15 protein-coding genes are annotated in these 18,019 nt (G+C 65.2%); 3 read left to right on the top strand and 12 right to left on the bottom strand.

Annotation, left to right across the window (positions count from 1 at the left end):
- Positions 1-42: 42 nt before the first annotated feature.
- Positions 43-372, top strand: a complete 330-nt coding sequence (locus RHO23_RS03995) for a heme-binding protein (RefSeq protein ID WP_064408344.1) — start codon at positions 43-45, stop codon at positions 370-372.
- A gap of 13 nt (positions 373-385) precedes the next feature.
- Here the strand turns inward: RHO23_RS03995 and RHO23_RS03990 are convergent, their stop codons facing one another.
- The 6 genes from RHO23_RS03990 to RHO23_RS03965 form a co-directional block, all read right to left on the bottom strand.
- A complete protein-coding gene (locus RHO23_RS03990; protein ID WP_423488692.1) occupies positions 386-3,226 on the bottom strand; it encodes a translation initiation factor IF-2 N-terminal domain-containing protein in 2,841 nt (946 codons plus the stop codon).
- A gap of 410 nt (positions 3,227-3,636) precedes the next feature.
- Entirely contained in the window at positions 3,637-4,047 is a 411-nt protein-coding gene (gene ndk, locus RHO23_RS03985) for a nucleoside-diphosphate kinase (protein ID WP_057964972.1), read from the bottom strand.
- A 10-nt stretch (positions 4,048-4,057) separates the two neighbouring features.
- Positions 4,058-4,402 (bottom strand): DUF4233 domain-containing protein, encoded by a 345-nt coding sequence (locus tag RHO23_RS03980; RefSeq protein WP_101312220.1) that lies wholly within the window; start codon positions 4,400-4,402, stop codon positions 4,058-4,060.
- A 74-nt stretch (positions 4,403-4,476) separates the two neighbouring features.
- Positions 4,477-5,913 (bottom strand): bifunctional tetrahydrofolate synthase/dihydrofolate synthase, encoded by a 1,437-nt coding sequence (gene folC / locus RHO23_RS03975; protein ID WP_064408340.1) that lies wholly within the window; start codon positions 5,911-5,913, stop codon positions 4,477-4,479.
- Positions 5,910-8,549: a valine--tRNA ligase gene (locus tag RHO23_RS03970; protein WP_423488691.1), complete on the bottom strand. Its 2,640-nt coding sequence runs from the start codon at positions 8,547-8,549 to the stop codon at positions 5,910-5,912. The genes folC and RHO23_RS03970 overlap by 4 nt, the downstream gene beginning before the upstream one ends.
- Before the next feature lie 125 nt (positions 8,550-8,674).
- A complete protein-coding gene (locus tag RHO23_RS03965; RefSeq protein ID WP_423488690.1) occupies positions 8,675-9,286 on the bottom strand; it encodes a DUF937 domain-containing protein in 612 nt (203 codons plus the stop codon).
- 127 nt (positions 9,287-9,413) lie between these two features.
- Here RHO23_RS03965 and RHO23_RS03960 point away from each other — a divergent pair, with 127 nt between their 5' ends.
- Both RHO23_RS03960 and RHO23_RS03955 read left to right on the top strand, forming a co-directional pair.
- A complete protein-coding gene (locus RHO23_RS03960) occupies positions 9,414-10,568 on the top strand; it encodes an FAD-dependent monooxygenase (RefSeq protein WP_423488689.1) in 1,155 nt (384 codons plus the stop codon).
- Positions 10,569-10,577: 9 nt separating this feature from the next.
- Entirely contained in the window at positions 10,578-11,264 is a 687-nt protein-coding gene (locus tag RHO23_RS03955; RefSeq protein ID WP_423488688.1) for a VOC family protein, read from the top strand.
- A gap of 20 nt (positions 11,265-11,284) precedes the next feature.
- Here RHO23_RS03955 and RHO23_RS03950 read toward each other — a convergent pair whose 3' ends face one another.
- The 6 genes from RHO23_RS03950 to RHO23_RS03925 all read right to left on the bottom strand — a co-directional run bounded on the left by RHO23_RS03950 (position 11,285) and on the right by RHO23_RS03925 (position 17,873).
- Positions 11,285-12,544: a YibE/F family protein gene (locus RHO23_RS03950; protein ID WP_423488687.1), complete on the bottom strand. Its 1,260-nt coding sequence runs from the start codon at positions 12,542-12,544 to the stop codon at positions 11,285-11,287.
- A 5-nt stretch (positions 12,545-12,549) separates the two neighbouring features.
- Positions 12,550-13,116 (bottom strand): molybdenum cofactor guanylyltransferase, encoded by a 567-nt coding sequence (mobA, locus tag RHO23_RS03945; protein ID WP_423488686.1) that lies wholly within the window; start codon positions 13,114-13,116, stop codon positions 12,550-12,552.
- Positions 13,117-13,217: 101 nt separating this feature from the next.
- Positions 13,218-13,550, bottom strand: coding sequence for a transglycosylase family protein (locus RHO23_RS03940; protein ID WP_030095115.1), 333 nt, complete (start codon positions 13,548-13,550; stop codon positions 13,218-13,220).
- 766 nt (positions 13,551-14,316) lie between these two features.
- Entirely contained in the window at positions 14,317-14,625 is a 309-nt protein-coding gene (locus RHO23_RS03935) for a hypothetical protein (RefSeq protein ID WP_046255672.1), read from the bottom strand.
- 192 nt (positions 14,626-14,817) lie between these two features.
- Positions 14,818-15,915, bottom strand: a complete 1,098-nt coding sequence (locus tag RHO23_RS03930) for a 2-oxoacid:ferredoxin oxidoreductase subunit beta (protein ID WP_070942623.1) — start codon at positions 15,913-15,915, stop codon at positions 14,818-14,820.
- Entirely contained in the window at positions 15,912-17,873 is a 1,962-nt protein-coding gene (locus RHO23_RS03925; protein ID WP_070942624.1) for a 2-oxoacid:acceptor oxidoreductase subunit alpha, read from the bottom strand. Before RHO23_RS03925 ends, RHO23_RS03930 begins: the two co-directional genes overlap by 4 nt.
- Positions 17,874-18,019: the final 146 nt, after the last annotated feature.

Below are 18,019 nucleotides of genomic sequence, written 5' to 3'. Positions count from 1 at the left end.
TATTGTTCTCGCAGTGAAGAATTCGATTGCAGAGGAGTCACGATGACAGCATGGACCGCGGGCAGGGCAGCCGTGGTGGTACTCGGCGGGGTCGCCGCGCTGGCGCTGAGCGGACCCGCCATCGCCGCGGCCGATCCACCCAACTGCACCGCCGCCGACATGGCAGGTGTCGCAACGGGGGTATCGGCGGCCACGTCGACATACCTGTTCACACACCCCGACGTGAACGAGTTCTTCACAAGTCTCAAGGGTCAGCCCAAGGACCAGGTCCGCGACAAGGCACGGCAGTACCTCGACGAAAATCCGCAGGTCAAGGCGGATTTACAGGAGATCCGTCAGCCCCTCGGCGATTTCCGGGAACGCTGCAAGTAGTCGCAGGCCGGGCCTAGTGCTCGACCGGAGGCCCGGCCGCACGCGCGGCGGACCGCCTGCGCCGGGGCCGGGCGGGCGCCTTGGCAGCGGGCTCGGGTTCGGCTTCGGCCACCGCGGGCTCATCTGAGTCTTCGGAAGAAACCTCGGGCACGTCTACGGCCTCGGTGTCCTGCGCGACGTCACCGTCGGCGGGCTCGGGCGTCGTTTCCGGGTCGCCCGGAGTCGGCGCGCTCTGGACGATCTCGACAATCTCGTCGACCTCGTCGATCACGTCGTTATCCGGCACGTCCTCCGCCGAGACGCCCTCTTCGTCGTCCTCGTGGTGGCCGTTCGCCGCCGCCATCGCCTTGAACATCGGGTGCTCGCCCTGCGGGTGCGGTGGGGTGCGGGCGACCACTACTTCGGGCTCATCCGCCTTGCCCTTGCGGGAACGCTTGGCACGCCGCCCGGTCTCAGGCTTCTTGGCGCCGGTAGCGGCGGTGCCGGCGTTATCGACCGGGTCGACATGCAGCACGATGCCGCGCCCCGCGCAGTGCGCGCAGGTCGACGAGAACGCCTCGATGAGGCCCGTGCCGAGTTTCTTACGAGTCAGCTGCACCAGGCCCAGCGATGTCACTTCCGACACCTGGTGGCGGGTGCGATCGCGGCCCAGCGCCTCGGTCAGGCGCCGAAGCACCAGATCCCGGTTCGATTCGAGCACCATGTCGATGAAGTCGATGACGACGATCCCGCCGACGTCGCGCAGTCGCAATTGCCGAACGGTTTCCTCGGCCGCTTCCAGGTTGTTACGGGTGACCGTCTCCTCCAGGTTGCCGCCGGCACCCGTGAACTTTCCGGTGTTGACGTCGACAACCGTCATGGCCTCGGTGCGGTCGATGACGAGCGTGCCGCCGGAGGGCAACCACACCTTGCGGTCAAGCGCCTTGGCCAGCTGCTCGTCGATGCGGTGCACCGCGAAGACATCCGGACCGTCGGCGGGCTCATACCGGTTGATACGCGAAAGAAGATCTGGAGCAACGGTTTTCACGTATTCGTCGATGGTTTCCCACGCCGCATCACCTTCGATGATGAGCTTGGAGAAGTCCTCGTTGAACAGGTCGCGGACCACCTTGACCAGTACATCGGGCTCTTCGTAGAGCGCCATGGCGGCACCGGATGCTTTAGCGGAAAGGTCCGCCGAGCTCTGCTCGATGCCCTGCCACTGTTCTTGCAGCCGCTGCACGTCGGCGCGAATATCCTCTTCGCGCACACCTTCTGATGCGGTGCGAATGATGACGCCGGCATCCGAGGGGACGATATCGCGCAGGATCTCCTTGAGACGCTGCCGTTCGGTGTCCGGGAGCTTGCGGCTGATTCCGGTCGAGGACGCACCCGGCACGTACACCAGGTAGCGACCCGCCAGCGAGATCTGGGTGGTCAGTCGGGCGCCCTTGTGCCCCACCGGGTCCTTGCTGACCTGGACCAGGACGTAGTCGCCCGACTTGAGTGCCTGTTCGATCTTGCGGTTCGAACCGCCCAGACCGGCAGCGTCCCAGTTGACCTCACCGGCGTACAGCACGCCGTTGCGACCACGGCCGATGTCGACGAAGGCAGCCTCCATCGAGGGAAGTACGTTCTGCACCACACCGAGGTAGATGTTGCCCACCAGCGAGGCGGACGCGGCCGACGTCACGAAGTGCTCGACGAGCACACCGTCCTCCAGGACGGCGATCTGTGTATACCGGGCGCCCTCGTGCGGCGACTCGGTACGGGTCTTGTCCCGAACCACCATCACCCGGTCGACGGCCTCACGCCGGGCCAGGAACTCCGCCTCGGTCAGGATCGGTGGGCGGCGCCGTCCGGCATCCCGCCCGTCGCGGCGGCGCTGACGCTTGGCCTCCAGGCGGGTGGACCCGGAAATACCCTGAATCTCGTCGCCTCGCTCGGCGCGGGGCTTGCGCTCATGCACCACGGTGTTCGGCGGATCGTCTTCCGATGCGCTGTCACCCTCGTCACCACTTCCGGCCTTACGCCGGCGCCGGCGACGCCGCCGACGGCTCGCCCCCTCGGGCGTGTCGCCATCCTCGGCACTCGATTCATCGCCGTCTGCCGCAGCGACATCGCCATCAGCGTTCTCGGCAGCGTCCTCGTCGTCGGCGCTCTCGCCACCCTCGGCTGCGGAGTCCTCCGCGGATTCGTCGGAACCGTCGCCACCGGCCTGCTCACCACGGCCGCGTCCGCGCCCGCGACGTCCGCGCCGCCTGCGCCGGTTGGCCGGACGGTCACCGTCGCCCTCGGCCTCGGGATCGTCTCCGTCGCCGGAGTCCTCATCGACGTCCTCGGCGCTCGCCGCTACGGCGGACGCGTGGCGATCCTCCTGCGGCTCGGGAGCCTGCGGGGCCACGAAGAGCGGCCCGTAGTCGTACGCGGTGGGTCCCGCGGTCGCCGGTGCCGGTACTGCCGCAGCCTCGATGATGGTCGGCTCCGCGACAAGGATCGGCGCGGTCGGCGGGTTGTCGGGGTCCTCGGCCGGGCTTTCGGCGACAACCTTCGCCGGGGCCTCGGTCTGTGCCGGTGCCACGGTCTCCGCGGCAGCGGTCGGCTCCGCCTCGCCGGCAAGCGCCTCACGAACCTTCGCGGCGTCCTGCTTGTCGACGTTCGAATGGGGGCTGCGGGCGCGCCCGTCCAGCTTGGACAGCGCGTCGAGCACACGGCGGGTGGAGGTCCCGAGCACGCGCGCCAGGGTGTGCACCCTCAGCTTCTCGGGTAATTCTCCCTGCTCAGCAGGGGCTTGCGGGGTGTCCGGCGCTAGCGCGGCGTTGTCCCCTTCTGGAGCGCTGGTGTGTAGGTCTTCTGGTAGCTCATAATCGGCCACTTATTCTCCTCAAGCCCCCGGGCGCGTCCTTCAGACGCGGCCACGCGAGGGCTTTTCTCTCTATGTACCCGGGCTAGGTCCGGGTTTGTGGGGGTCTTGCTCCGAGCGATCCGTAGCTGCGATGCCGCAGTTCCGAACCCACCCAGTGCCTGGCTGGAATGATGGCTTGACGTGCTGCAATGGTAATCGCGCTCGCCGTGTCGTCATTCGGGTTTCCGGCCGGCCCCTATTGGGGTCGAAGTGCCGTGGCCCACACTCAGTATCCCATACGAATCAGACGGTGGGCACCAAGCCTGGAACCCGCGCGATCCGCAGGGTCACAAAACGAAGCGAGTGTGCGATTTACGTCGAGATTTCAGGAGAAACCGGCGCAAACCGCACACTCGCGGATTCAGATCAGATGGATTGGGTCAGAGGGCCGGGAACCAGAGCGCGATCTCACGCGCCGCCGACTCAGGTGAGTCGGATCCGTGCACCAGGTTCTCCTGGGTCTCCAGGGCGAAGTCGCCGCGGATGCTGCCGGTCGCAGCCTTCTCGACGGGATCCGTGCCACCGGCGAGCTGACGGAAGGCGGCGATGGCACGCGGCCCCTCCAGCACGGCTGCCACCACGGGCCCCGAAGTGATGAATTCCAGTAGCGAGCCGAAGAACGGCTTGTCCTTGTGCTCGGCATAGTGCGCGCTTGCCAGCGACTCATCGACGTTCTTGAGCTCAAGGGCAGCCAGCGTCAGGCCCTTGCGCTCAATACGGTTCAGCACCTCACCGACAAGTCCCCGTCGCACACCATCGGGCTTGATCAAAACCAGCGTCCGCTCAGTCACGGGCGACAGCCTACTGGTCGGTAGTAGTCCCCCGCTGACCCGGCAGCTCCCCGCGGCCCTGACGGTCACGAACCTGGTTGCGCATGTACCAGATCAGCAACCAGACACCCAGAAACAACAGCCCGACGAAGCCAATGGCGGCGTGCACGAAGAAACCTGCCACCAGCACCACCTGGAGTGCCAAGTTGGCCTGAAGCGCCCACGGCCGGCCCTGCATGCCCGAGAGCAGGATCATGGCGACGGCGACCCCGATGAGGTAGATCAGCGACAGCGGCGAGAGCCCGCCGCCCACCATCTTGACCACCGGTACCGCCAACAACACCACGATGGTCTCCAGGATGAGCGTGCCCGCCATCACCCCACGAAATCCCCGCCAAGGGTCAACCGGAGCTTGGCCGTCTTTCTCCTGGTTCTCGCCCTCGGGGTTGCTCACTGCGGGTCCTTTCCGAACAGTGTCCGTGCCGCACCCGCGGTGACGACCGACCCGGTGATGACGATGCCGGTGCCGGAAAAGCCTTCCGCTCCCCCATCTTCGGCGGCCTCCTCCACCATCGCGGTGGCGGTTTCGATGGCGTCGAGCAATGTGGGCGCAACGACAACGCGGTCCTCACCGAAGAGTTCCAGAGCGATACCGGCCAAGGCATCCGTCTCTAATGCACGCGGAGAACCGTTGTGTGTCACCACAATCTCGTCGAACGCAGGCTCGAGGGCGGCGAGAATCCCGGGCACGTCCTTGTCGGCCATCACACTGATCACACCGACCAGACGCCGGAAATCGAACTCGGACTGCAGGGTGTCCGCCAACGCGGCCGCACCATGGGGATTGTGCGCGGCGTCCAGGAAGACCGCGGGCGCACTGCGCACTCGCTCAAGCCGCCCGGGAACGATTACCGACGCGAATCCTGCTCGTATCGCATCGATATCGAGCTGACGGTCGCTGCCCGCACCGAAGAACGCCTCCACCGCGGCCAGCGCGACGGCCGCGTTATGCGCCTGATGCTCACCGTGCAGCGGCAGAAATATCTCCGGGTAGACCCCGCCGAGCCCCTGCAGTTCGAGCACCTGCCCGCCCACCGCGACCTGGCGCGACAACACCGAGAACTCAGAGCCTTCGCGAGCCACGGCCGCATCCGCTTCCACGGTTTGGCGCAGCAGCACCTCCATCGCCTCGGGGGCCTGCTGGGCGATAACCGCAACCGTATCGGGACCCGCCTCACCGGTCATCGCATCAAGCTTGTGCCGCTTGATGATTCCGGCCTTTTCATTGGCAATGGAGGCAAGGTCCGGGCCCAGGAACTCGACGTGGTCGATACCGATCGGAGTGATGACGGCGACCGGGGCGTCGATGATGTTGGTGGCATCCCAACGCCCGCCAAGCCCGACCTCCACCACGGCGATATCGACGGGCGCGTCCGCGAACGCCACAAACGCCATGGCGACCAGCACCTCGAACTTGCTCATCGCGGGCCCGCCCTGCTCCTGCGAGCGCTTGTCCACCAACTCCACGAACGGCTCGATCTCGGAGTAGATCTCCACGTACTTTGCCGGTGAGATCGGTTGGCCGTCAATGGCGATGCGTTCGACAGCCGACTGCAGATGCGGGCTGGTGGTTCGTCCGGTGCGCCGGTGCAGTGCCGTCAGCAGCGCGTCGATCATCCGCGTCACCGACGTCTTGCCATTGGTCCCGGCGACATGGATACACGGATACGCCCGCTGGGGCGAGCCCAGCAGTTCCATCAGCGCGACGATGCGGTCGGTGGACGGCTCGATCTTCGTTTCGGGCCAGCGCTGGTCAAGCAGATACTCGATCTGCAGCAGGGCCGCGATCTCGTCGGGAGTGGGCTCGATGCCCAATGACTCGCTCACGCCAGCCCTGCCAAACGCGCGGTGATCCGCTCGACCTCCTCGGTGGCCACCTGCTGACGAGCCCGAATCTTCTCGACGACGGCGTCAGGCGCCTTTGCCAGGAACGCATCGTTGCCCAGTTTGCTTGTGGTGCCATCGAGTTCCTTGCGCGCGGCAGCCAGATCCTTCTCCAACCGTCGCCGTTCCGCCTCGACGTCGACGGTGCCGGAGGTGTCGACCTCGACGGTCACGGTGGCGCCGGACAGTCGGACCTCCACCGAGGCCGTCGGGCTGAAACCGTCCTCGGCCGGGGTCAGCCAGGCCAATGACGTCACGGCGGCGAGCTGGCCGTCCAGGCCGGCAGCCGAGACACCGGCGAGGCGGGCCGCGACCTTCTGCCGGTCGCCCAGACCCTGATCGCTGCGGAACCGGCGGACCTCGGTCACCAGCTTCTGCATGTCGGCGATGCGTTGCACGGCAACATCGTCCAGCTCGATCCCGGATTCGGTTGGCCACTCAGCGATGACCACCGACTCCCGGCCGGTGACCGTCTTCCACAGCACCTCGGTGACGAACGGAATCACCGGATGCAGCAGCCGCAGCAGGGTATCCAGCACCGTAGCCAGCACAATGCGGGTGCTGTCGGGCTTCTCGGCCAACTGCACCTTGGCCAATTCCAGGTACCAGTCACAGAACTCGTCCCAGGCGAAGTGATACAGCCCCTCGCAGGCCACGCTGAATTCGTAGCGATCGAGCGCGGTGTCCACCTCGGCCCGCACCTGTTCGAGGCGGCCCAGGATCCACCGGTCGGCGTCGGTGAGCTCGGCGGCGTCGGGCAGCTCACCCAGCGCGGCACCGTTCATCAACGCAAATCGGGTGGCATTGAACAACTTCGTGGTGAAGTTGCGCGAGGCGCGTGCCGCGTCCTCGCCGATGGACAGGTCACCGCCGGGGCTGGCGCCACGGGCCAGAGTGAAGCGCAACGCATCCGCGCCGAACATCTCCACCCAGTCCAGCGGGTCGATGCCGTTGCCCTTGGACTTGCTCATCTTCTGGCCGAACTGGTCGCGGATCAGACCATGCAGGAAGACGTTGTCGAAGGGCACCTTGCCCCCGTGCAGCACCGGGTCGCCGGCCACGAAGGTGCCGAACATCATCATCCGAGCCACCCAGAAGAAGATGATGTCGTATCCGGTGACGAGAACGCTTGTGGGATAGAACTTCTCCAGCTCCGGGGTGGCATCGGGCCATCCCATGGTGGAGAACGGCCATAGCGCCGAGGAGAACCAGGTGTCGAGCACATCGGGGTCCTGCACGTAACCTTCGGGCGCGGTCTCGTCAGGTCCCAGACACACGATCTCACCGTCCGGGCCATGCCAGATGGGGATGCGGTGGCCCCACCACAGCTGGCGAGAGATGCACCAGTCGTGCATATCGTCGACCCAGGCGAACCAGCGCGGCTCCAGGCTGGCCGGGTGAATCACGGTGTCACGGTTGCGGACCGCATCGCCGGCGGCCTTTGCCAGCGACTCGACCTTGACCCACCACTGCAGGGAGAGGCGTGGCTCGATCGGTTCACCCGAGCGCTCCGAATGGCCGACGCTGTGTAGGTACGGGCGCTTCTCGGCAACGATGCGGCCCTGCTCGGCCAGCGCCTCGCGCACCTTCACCCGCGCCTCGAACCGGTCCATCCCGTCGAATTGCGTTCCGCTGTCGCAGATGCGGCCATGGATGTCCATGATGGTGGGCATCGGCAAGCCGTGTCGCAAGCCGATCTCGAAGTCGTTCGGGTCGTGGGCGGGCGTGACCTTGACCGCGCCGGTGCCGAATTCGGGGTCGACGTGGGTGTCGGCGACGATCGGGATGCTGCGGTCCTGGAACGGATGCGGGAGCTCGGTGCCGACGAGATGCCGGTAGCGCTCGTCATCGGGATGCACAGCGATCGCGGTGTCACCCAGCATCGTTTCCAGACGCGTGGTCGCCACCACCAGGTGCGGCTCATTGTCGTCGAGGGAGCCGTATCGGAAGGACACCAGCTCGCCCTCGACCTCGTCGTACTTGACCTCTAAGTCCGATATCGCGGTCTTCAGCTCGGGCGACCAATTGACCAGCCGCTCGGCCCGGTAGATCAGCCCGGCGTCGAAGAGCTTCTTGAAGATGGTGCGCACCGCGCGGGACAGGCCCTCGTCCATGGTGAATCGATCGCGGCTCCAGTCCACGCCGTCACCGAGACGACGCATCTGCCCGCCGATGGTGCCGCCGGACTCACGCTTCCAGTCCCACACCTTGTCGATGAACAGCTCGCGACCGAAGTCTTCTTTGGTCTTGCCGTCGGCGGCCAGCTGCTTTTCCACCACCGATTGGGTGGCGATGCCCGCATGGTCCATGCCCGGCAACCACAGCACCTCGTAACCCTGCATACGTTTGCGGCGGGTCAACGCGTCCATGAGGGTGTGGTCGAGCGCGTGGCCCATGTGCAGGCTGCCGGTGACGTTTGGGGGCGGCAGCACAATCGAGTAGCCAGGCTTGTCGCTGATGGGATCGGCGGTGAAGTATCCGGCGTCCACCCAGCCCTGATAGAGATCCGCCTCTACCGCTCCCGGGTCCCATGAGGTGGGCAGGGAGCTGGCGGCGTTCGTATCAGGGCTTTGGGTCACCCATCAGATTCTAGGGTTGTCTGTCGCGCCCATTTTCACGGGCGTTTTCTCGCGCCCAGAGATGACGAAACCACCCGGCGAACAACGCACCGGGTGGTTTCGTGTGAAGGTGTGCGGCGGTGCGGCTACTTCTTGCCGCCGAGGAGCCCGCCCAGGATGCTGCCGAGGGCGTCGCTCCCGCCCTTGCTGCCGAGCACGCTGCCCAGGATGCTGCCGAGCGGGTTGTTACCGCCCGCGGCGGCCCCGCCACCGACGGCGCTGCCGAGGATGTTCCCCAGGATGTCACCGATGCCGCCGCTGGCCGCGGGGGCCTCGGCGGGCGCGGGCGCGGCGCCGCCACCGGTGAGCTTCTTGGCCACGAAGGCCAGGACGATCGGGGCGAGAATCGGGAGCAGCTGCTTGATCAGGTCGCTGTTACCCGCACCGGCACCGGCCAGCTTCTGGGCGACATCGTCGGCGTTGTTGTCGCCGAACAGCGAGGCGACCACCGCGCTGCCCGCGTTCTGGTCGACGTCCTCAACGTTGACTCCGCCGTCGAGGAGAGTGCTCGGGGCGCTGCTGACATTGGCCTGCAGATCGGCGGCCTTGTCCGGATCGTCCGCATTGGCCTGCAAACCGCCGACCAGCAGCGGAACCACGGATTTGATCGCCTTGTCGGCCGTCTCGTTGTCGACCCCGAGCTTCGCTGCGATCTGGTCGGTGGGAATCTCGTTGAGCAGCTCGTCGAGTGTGGCCATGGGTCTCCTCCTAGATAACTGGGGTTTGGTAAACCTTAGCCAAGCAGATCAGCCCCGAGTGAACGAATGCCGAACATCACAACCCCAGACCCTTTACCGCTGTGGGGTCCACCCATAACGTCGAGCTATGAGCGACCACATCGTCGTGGTTGGTGCCGGTATCGCCGGCCTTGCCACCGCAGTCGCGTTACAACAGTCCGGACGTGATGCCATCGTTCTCGAGGACCGCGACGGCTCCTCTGCCGGATACGCGATTACCTTGTGGCCCAACGCACTAGCAGCCTGCGATGCCCTCGGCGTCGGGGATGATGTACGTGATGTGAGCGCGCGCGTGGAGGCCGGCATGGTGCGCTGGCACGACGGACGAATACTGCGAGAGCCCCCGAACGGACAGCTCACCAAAGCCATGGGCGAGCCGGTGGCAGTCACCGAACGCAATCAACTCCTGGCGATTCTGTCCGCCCGGCTGGCACCCGGGACGGTGCGCTACGGCGCCCGGGTGAGCAACGTTCGGGATGGGCTGCACGGAACTTCTGTCGAGCTTGCCGACGGTCATTCACTGACCGCCGCCGCGGTCGTCGGAGCCGACGGAATCGGATCGTTGGCCGCGCAGTATCTCAACGGGCCGCTGTCCTTCCGATACTCCGGATACACCGCGTGGCGCGGCGTCGCCGATATCGCGATTTCGGATGAGCTGGCTGGGATCACCGTAGGCCCGGGGATCGAGTTCGGCCACCTGCCGATGCCCGGCGGCCGCACTTACTGGTTCGCGGGCGAACGATCACACGAAGCACAACGCGCATCCGGCCGCGAAATCGACTATCTGACAGGAAAGTTCGCCGAGTGGGCGAAGCCCATACCTGACCTGCTGAGCCAGAGCGGTGAGTCCTCGGTGCTGCGTGGCGATATCTACGATCGCGGACGACTGCGGCGAATCACCGGCGGCAGGGTGGTGCTGGTGGGCGACGCCGCGCATCCGATGCGACCGCACCTGGGTCAGGGTGGATGCCAGGCGCTCGAGGATGCCGCGGTACTCGGAGCCGCAGTGTCTGAACGATCCTCTCTCCCCAGTGCTTTCCGCGAGTACGCGCGCAGACGAAAGTCGCGCACCCGCACGGTGGTTGCCCGCAGCCGCCAGATCGGACACGCGACATACGCACGGCCCGCGGCGTTGAGTGGGTTGTTGATGCGCGCTTCGGGACGGATACCCGCCTCCTTGTTCTGGCGACAGCTGCAGAACATCGCGGGATATGACGCATCTGACATCACGGTTCACCCATAGGATTCCCTTGTGTCCCACCCCGAGCCCGCGCCTAGCGCCAGCCTCAAGGACTTCTGTATCGACGCGATACAGCCCGTTCCCGTCGCCAAGTTCTGGGCGGCGGCCATCGGCGGCGAGGCCGATATCGACGAGGCCGGTGAGGCGCTGATCCGGCGCGGCAAAGACGTGGACATCTGGGTCAATCGCGTCCCGGAGGCCAAGTCCGTCAAGAACCGTGTGCATTTCGATGTCTACGCCCGCGCTGCCGAAGATCTCGTCGCGTTGGGCGCGACGGTGCTGACGCAGGAGCCGGAATGGGTCGTGATGGCCGACGTAGAGGGCAACGAGTTCTGTGCGTTTCTGGACCCCGAACTCGAAAGTGATACGCCCGCAAAACTCTTCGCGGTGTGCACCGATAGTGACAAACCCGTCGAAATCGCTCGGTGGTGGCATGAGCTCGTGGGTGGAACGATTACACCCGGGCCCGACGGCACACTGCGATGGCTGCGTGGCGCCGCTGGCTGGGGTGAGCTGATCTGGAAATTTGTCCGGGTTGCCGATGAGCGCGTGGTGAAGAACCGCTGGCACTGGGATGTTCGCGCCGATGCCGCTGCATTGGTGCACGACGGCGCCCGCGCGCTGCGCGGCCCCGATACCGATATCCGCTGGACCGTGCTGACCGACCCGGATGGAAACGAGTTCTGCGCCTTCGGTTAGGCCGCCAAGCCCGCCTTCGGTTAGGCCGCCAAGCCCGCCTTCGGTTGGGTGCGCTTGCCCGGAGTCGCCAGGGCCGCTGCGATCGCGGTCGTCAACGGAACAGACAGCACCAAGGCGATACCACCGACCGCGGATCGGGCGATCTCGATCGCCACACCCTCACTGGTCAGCACATCCCCCAGGGATCGATTGGCGACACTGAACAACAACATGAGCGGTAGCGAGTTACCCGCATAGGCGAGCACGAGGGTGTAGACCGTACTGGCGATGTGATCGCGCCCCACCCGCATGGCACCGAGGAACACGTCCTTGCGCGTAGAACCGTCGCCCAGCTCTGCCAGTTCGAAGACCGTTGAGGCCTGCGTGACGGTCACATCGTTGAGGACACCGAGCGAACCGATGATGAACCCGGCCAGCAGCAGCCCCGATATCGACACTCCCCCCATGTACGCGGCGACTTCGTTGTTCTGCTCGTCGGACAGACCGGTCAGGTGCGTCACCTCGATGACGACCCAGGACAGGGCCGCCGCGAAAAGCATCGCGGTGAGCGTGCCCAGGAGCGCCGCACTGGTACGCATGCTGACACCGTGGGCAAGGTAGATGACCACGAACAGGATCGTCGCCGACGCGACCAGGGCCAGCGGCAAGGCGGGCCCGCCGTCCCGCAGCGCCGGAAGCAGGAACACCGCCAGCACCAGGAACGCCACCAGGATGCCCACCAACGCACGGAGCCCACGCCAGCGCGCCACCAGGCAGATGACGATCGCGAACGCCGCGGCGACGGCGACCAGCGGCCAGGTGCGTTCGTAGTCGTAGAAGCTGTAGGTGGTGGCGCCCTGCGCGTCGACCTGTCTGGTGATCCGGATGTGCTCGCCTGCGGCAAGAGTCGGTTGTCCCCCGCCAGAGGTGAATTCCAGCTGGGTCTTCGCACCCGAATTCGGGCCGGACGTGATGGCGATCAGGTCGAGCGCACATGTTGATTCGGGGGTCTGTCCCCCGGTGGGATCGGCGGTCAGAACCTGCCCGGTGGATGGACTGCCGCATTCGCCGAGGCGCGTCGAGAGCACGGTGCCCGACTCCGTGGTCACCGCGCCACCGTGCGCGTTTTGGTAGGGCAGCGGAATGTCCACGGTGCGGTGCTCAGGCCACAACGTCACCAGCCCGATGAGAACCGCGACGCCCATCGCGGCGAGCAGGCCCACCACGATCCGGGCCGCGTTGGATCCGAGAGGCGCCGGCCCTGTCGACATCGCGTGGGAATGGCTATGAGAATGCGACACGCCTGTCAGGGTAGAGGTGGCAACGCATTCAGCTCCGCCTCTGTGTTCACGTTCACGACCCAATTCGGGTCGGATATCGAAATTCGTTGCGCACCAACGTGCTCAACGAGTGCGCCGAGTCGGCGTTCCCCGGCAGTGGTCAATTCATCAATGGTGTCGCATAGGCCTACGTCATAGACGGCGGCCAGGTAGTGATCCCGGCCCTCGGCAGCGGCAAGGACGATGCGGCCGGTGCCGGTCGCGAGCTCCTCGATGAGTGCCGCGCGCACCAGCGGCATATCGACGGCGCAGACAAAGGCTCTGCGCGCGCCCACGTGCGCCGCGGCCCGTAGCCCCTGCCCCAGCGCCACCAGTGGACCCTGGCCGGGCTCACGGTCGTCGATGATGACCGCGTCCACATCGGCAATGTCCTGAAACGGAGCGCGCACCACGATTACCGGTGCGCATCGTGAACCCACCGTCCGCACGATGCGTTGTGTCAGCGTCTGCCCACCCCAGCGGATGGCCGCCTTGTCGCGCCCCATACGGCGCGACGCCCCGCCGGTGAGCACCACCGCCGCGAGTTGGTTCATGGAAGAAAGGTACGCACAGATGCCAACAAGCCACCAAGAGGCGGGTCACCGAAGGTTCCGCTCTTGATGGCTTGTTGAAATAGATCTCTGTTGCTCGGGGTCTAGCCGCGCCGTCCGCAGACGGGCCATGCGCCGATGCCCTGACGGGCCAGCACGTTCTCGGCAATCCGGATCTGCTCCTCGCGCGAGGCGAGGTGCGGGGAGCCGGAGCCGCCGTTGGCACGCCAGGTGCCCATGTTGAACTGCAGACCGCCGTAGTAGCCGTTTCCGGTGTTGATTCCCCAGTTGCCACCGGACTCGCAGTTGGCGATGGCATCCCAGTTGACCGGATCCGCACTCGCTGTTCCAGCCAGTGCCAGCGGAGCCGCGACAAGTGCAGCGGCCAGGGCCCCGAAAGCAGCACGCGTGGTAAGCGTTTTGCGGATGTAATTCATGTCGTTCCTCTCGCCGGGTACGCACCGAACACCACCCGCCAGCGGATACCGCAGCGGGTCTGGTTCACCTCCAGGCGAGGTGGACATCTTCGTCGGATCGCGCCGTCTCGGTCGGGCGCGACAAGGGAGGCGGCTGCTGCCTCACCGGCTCGTGGTGGCCGGCGGCCAGACCGCCTCGCGGCGTTCTAGGCCCCATTTGCACACAGGGTTCACGGTTCGGAGTTTTGCTCCGATTTGTAGACGTGTCGGACCGTACGGAACCACTCAGCGAAAGTCATCTCACGACACGCACATCCCAAACCAATAACGAAACAATTACAGAGCCAATCTTCAGCGACTAACCCCAGGTCGCTTAGGAAATTCTCAGGTTCTCTTAGGATCGCCCTCACCTGCGAAAAGTGAGTCAGATCACGCAGATTTTGTGAGCCGCGCCACGAATGTGGCAAATCACTCAAGTAACATTAGGAACTTTAACAACACACGGCGTGGCGAATTGACAAGTTCACTCTATTCACTCTGTTATCAATTGCACCACTATTTGCCATTTATCAATTGCGGCACACTATTAACGAGGAACCAATGCGGCCATTCCCCCGCCTTGGTGGCCAATGCAAGTGAGACACGCTGATATGCAGACTGATTCGCCGCGCGGATGCCAAAAGCTCAGTGCGCGAGCACCATACGCGACGTGACTGCCGCAGCGGCAGCATTTACCACTGTGCCGCTCAGAACCACTTGCAGCAGAGGTCTTTTCAGCGCTACCGGGCTAGCAGCGCAATGCGACGACAGCGATCTTGCGCGAAGTCACCGGGACGGTGGTCGGATAGTTCTGCGCATCGCGGCCCGCCCCCACATCCGTCACCGGAGACTGCTTCTCCACAGAGGTGACCGTGCACTTGCTCAGGTCGCCACCCCCGCTTCGAGTGATGATCACCCGATACCCGTTGGCCTTGAGCTCGTTGATGACATCGTTGGCGTTGCCGCCCGACGGAGCGGCTGCCGCGGTGTCTGCGCCCCCCAACGAGACACCGATCATCGCCACTACTGCTGCTATCGCAATCAGCGACTGCCTCACGGCCTTCTCACCTCGCATCTAGGGCATGAAGGTTGCGTTCCACACCGGCGGCCCGGAACATCAACGTCCCTGCATCCTACGAGAGCAACCGCACATTGCGCGCGAGGAGACGCCGAAGCATCCGAACGAGCGGACGACAAAGAAGCCAAAATGCGTGCTGCCGACGCTATTTCCTCGGCAGCACGCCAGCACCTAGCTGACGGTCCAGGTGTCGCGACCGGTCAGCAGCGCCTGCAGCGCCGCGGTGTCGCTCGGCTTGGCGGCCGCAGCGGTGGTCAGCTGCTCACGGGCCAGATCGTCGTACGTCGGCCGCTGCACGCTGCGGAATACACCCATCACGGTGTGCTCCAGATCCTGCTCGGACAACCGCGACAGCGCGAAGGCGTAGGCCGGATCATCCGAGTGCGCGTCGTGCACCACGATGTCCTCGGCCTTCACATCCGCGGTCTTGGCTACTTCGAGTCCGAAACCCGAACGGATGACGCAGAGTTCGCCCTCGGCACCGAAGGTGATCGGCTCGCCGTGGCTCACGTTGATGACGCGCTGCTCGGCGCCTTCCTTACGCAGCAGGTCAAAGGACCCGTCGTTGAAGATCGGGCAGTCCTGCAGGATCTCGACCAGGGCCGAACCGCGGTGCGCCGCCGCGGCACGCAGCACCTCCGAGAGACCCTTCTTATCCGAATCCAGGGCCCGTCCCACGAACGTGGCCTCGGCCCCCAGGGCCAGCGACACCGGGTTGAAGGGGTAGTCCAGCGAACCCATCGGGGTCGACTTGGTGACCTTGCCGGTCTCCGAGGTCGGCGAGTACTGGCCCTTGGTGAGGCCGTAGATCCGGTTATTGAACAACAGGATCGTCAGGTTCACGTTGCGGCGCAGGGTATGGATCAGATGGTTACCGCCGATGGACAGCGCGTCACCGTCACCGGTCACCACCCATACCGAAAGGTCCTCGCGAGCCAGCGCCAGGCCCGTCGCGATGGCCGGGGCACGCCCGTGGATCGAGTGCATACCGTAGGTATCCAGGTAGTACGGGAACCGGCTCGAGCAGCCAATGCCGCTGATGAACACGATGTTCTCGCGCTTGAGCCCGAGCTCCGGCAGGAATCCACGGATGGTGTTGAGGATGACGTAGTCACCGCAACCGGGGCACCAGCGCACTTCCTGATCGGAGGTGAAGTCCTTCGACTTCTGCTCCACATCGGTGGTCGGCACCAGAGCATTGGCCGTCAGGCCCAGATCGGTACCGGCCAGGCCACTGATTCCGTTGATTCCGTTCAAAACGTCAGTCATGCTCGATCCCCTACGGCCACCGCGGATTCACGCGCGAGAACGGCCTTCTGGCTTTCCTTTTCGGCGAGCGACCCGTCCAGGGCCGCATCGATGATTTCTTCGACCTCATCAGCGAGGAAGGCCATGCCCTGCACCTTCGTCACCGACTGCACATCCACCAGGAACTTGCCGCGCAGCAGCAGCGACAACTGTCCGAGGTTCATCTCCGGCGCGACGACATTCGGGTACTTGCGCAGCACCTCGCCCAGGTTCCCCGGGAACGGATTGAGATGGCGCAGGTGAGCGTGAGCCACCTTGAGTCCCTTGCGGCGGGCGCGCCGGCATGCCTCGCCGATGGGGCCGTAGGAGCTGCCCCACCCGATCATCAGCAGTTGTGCGTCACCGGTGGGATCGTCAACCTCCAAGTCCGGCACGCTGATTCCGTCGACCTTGAGCTGGCGCAACCGCACCATCAAGTCGTGGTTGGCCGGGTCGTAGGAGATGTTGCCCGAACCATTGGCCTTCTCCAGGCCACCGATACGGTGCTCCAGGCCCGGAGTACCCGGAACGGCGAACTGGCGGGCCAGCGTCTCCGGATCTCGGTTGTAGGGCGCGAAATCCTGATCAGGTGAGGCGAAGGTGTGCTCAATCGCCGGATAGCTCGCGATGTCCGGGATGGCCCACGGCTCAGAGCCGTTGGCGATCGCGCCATCGGACAGGATCATCACCGGAGTCCGGTAGGTGAGCGCGATCCGCACCGCCTCTACGGCGATGTCAAAGCAGTCCGAGGGCGAACGCGGAGCGAGCACCGCAATGGGCGATTCGCCGTTGCGGCCGTACAGGGCCTGCAGCAGGTCGGCCTGCTCGGTTTTGGTGGGCAGACCCGTCGACGGTCCGCCACGCTGCACATCGATCACCAGCAGCGGCAGTTCCGTCATCACCGCAAGACCCACTGCCTCGCTCTTGAGCGCCACACCGGGACCGGAGGTGCTGGTGACGCCCAGGGCGCCACCGAACGAAGCCCCCAGGGCTGCACCGATTCCGGCGATCTCGTCCTCGGCCTGGAAGGTCAGCACACCGAAGTTCTTGAGCTTGCTCAGCTCGTGCAGGATGTCCGATGCCGGGGTGATCGGGTAGGTGCCGAGCACCACCTGAGTCTTTGCAAGCTGGCCGGCGGCCACAACGCCGTAAGCCAAGGCTGTGTTACCCGAGACCTGCCGGTACTCGCCGGCGGGCAGCGATGCCTTCGCCACCTCGTAGGTGGTGCCGAAGGCCTCCGTAGTTTCGCCGTAGTTCCAGCCGGCACGGAAGGCCAGGATGTTGGCCTCGGCCACATCGGGCTTCTTCGCGAACTTCTCACGCAGGAACTGCTCGGTGCCCTCGAGTGGGCGGTGGTACATCCAGGACAGCAGCCCCAACGCGAACATGTTCTTAGTGCGTGCGCCGTCCTTCTTGGAGACTCCGGCAGGCTCGACGGCGCCGAGCGCCAGCGTGGTCATCGGAACCTGGTAGACGACGTAGTCCGACATGTCGTCGTGCTCCAGCGGGTCGGACTGGTAGCCGACCTTGGCCAGGTTGCGCTTGGTGAACTCATCGGAATTGGCGATCACCATGCCGCCACGCGGCAGGTCGCCGATGTTGGCCTTGAGCGCCGCCGGATTCATCGCCACCAGCACGTCGGGCCGGTCGCCCGCGGTGAGGATGTCGTAGTCGGCAATCTGGATCTGGAAGGACGAAACACCGGGGAGCGTGCCCTGAGGGGCCCGGATCTCGGCGGGATAGTTCGGCTGGGTCGCGAGGTCATTGCCGAAGACGGCAGCCTCAGAGGTGAATCGGTCTCCGGTGAGCTGCATACCGTCACCAGAATCTCCAGCAAACCGGATGACGACCTTTTCCAGCTTCTCCGATACGGCTCCGTCGCCCACCGGTGACCTACCTTTCACGACGAACTCTGGCGGTGACGGTACGTGCGCCACCATTTCGCAGAGTTTTCTGTCACTCTTGGTACCGATTATTGCACTTTCACGCCGCTGACCTTGACGAGGGCATACCCGCAGGCACAGAACTTGACACCTGTCGAGTTCTCCCCTGCCGCCTGGCCAGTGCCGTTGCCTCACTACCCGCC

It is taken from the genome of Mycobacteroides sp. PCS013 (genome assembly GCF_049532645.1).
GTDB classification, from domain to species: domain Bacteria; phylum Actinomycetota; class Actinomycetes; order Mycobacteriales; family Mycobacteriaceae; genus Mycobacterium; species Mycobacterium gwanakae.
Note: the sequence above shows the minus strand (reverse complement) of the source record. Positions and strands in the feature narration are given on the sequence as shown.

Coding starts and splice junctions, on each gene's coding strand:
- RHO23_RS03995 (WP_064408344.1), top strand. CDS start 43: ATGACAGCATGGACCGCGGGCAGGGCAGCCGTGGTGGTACTCGGCGGG.
- RHO23_RS03980 (WP_101312220.1), bottom strand. CDS start 4,402: ATGGCGGGCACGCTCATCCTGGAGACCATCGTGGTGTTGTTGGCGGTA.
- RHO23_RS03965 (WP_423488690.1), bottom strand. CDS start 9,286: ATGGCCACACTCGACGAGCTGCTCAACGAGATTCCCACCGACCAGATC.
- RHO23_RS03960 (WP_423488689.1), top strand. CDS start 9,414: ATGAGCGACCACATCGTCGTGGTTGGTGCCGGTATCGCCGGCCTTGCC.
- mobA (WP_423488686.1), bottom strand. CDS start 13,116: ATGAACCAACTCGCGGCGGTGGTGCTCACCGGCGGGGCGTCGCGCCGT.
- RHO23_RS03940 (WP_030095115.1), bottom strand. CDS start 13,550: ATGAATTACATCCGCAAAACGCTTACCACGCGTGCTGCTTTCGGGGCC.
- RHO23_RS03930 (WP_070942623.1), bottom strand. CDS start 15,915: ATGACTGACGTTTTGAACGGAATCAACGGAATCAGTGGCCTGGCCGGT.
- RHO23_RS03925 (WP_070942624.1), bottom strand. CDS start 17,873: ATGGTGGCGCACGTACCGTCACCGCCAGAGTTCGTCGTGAAAGGTAGG.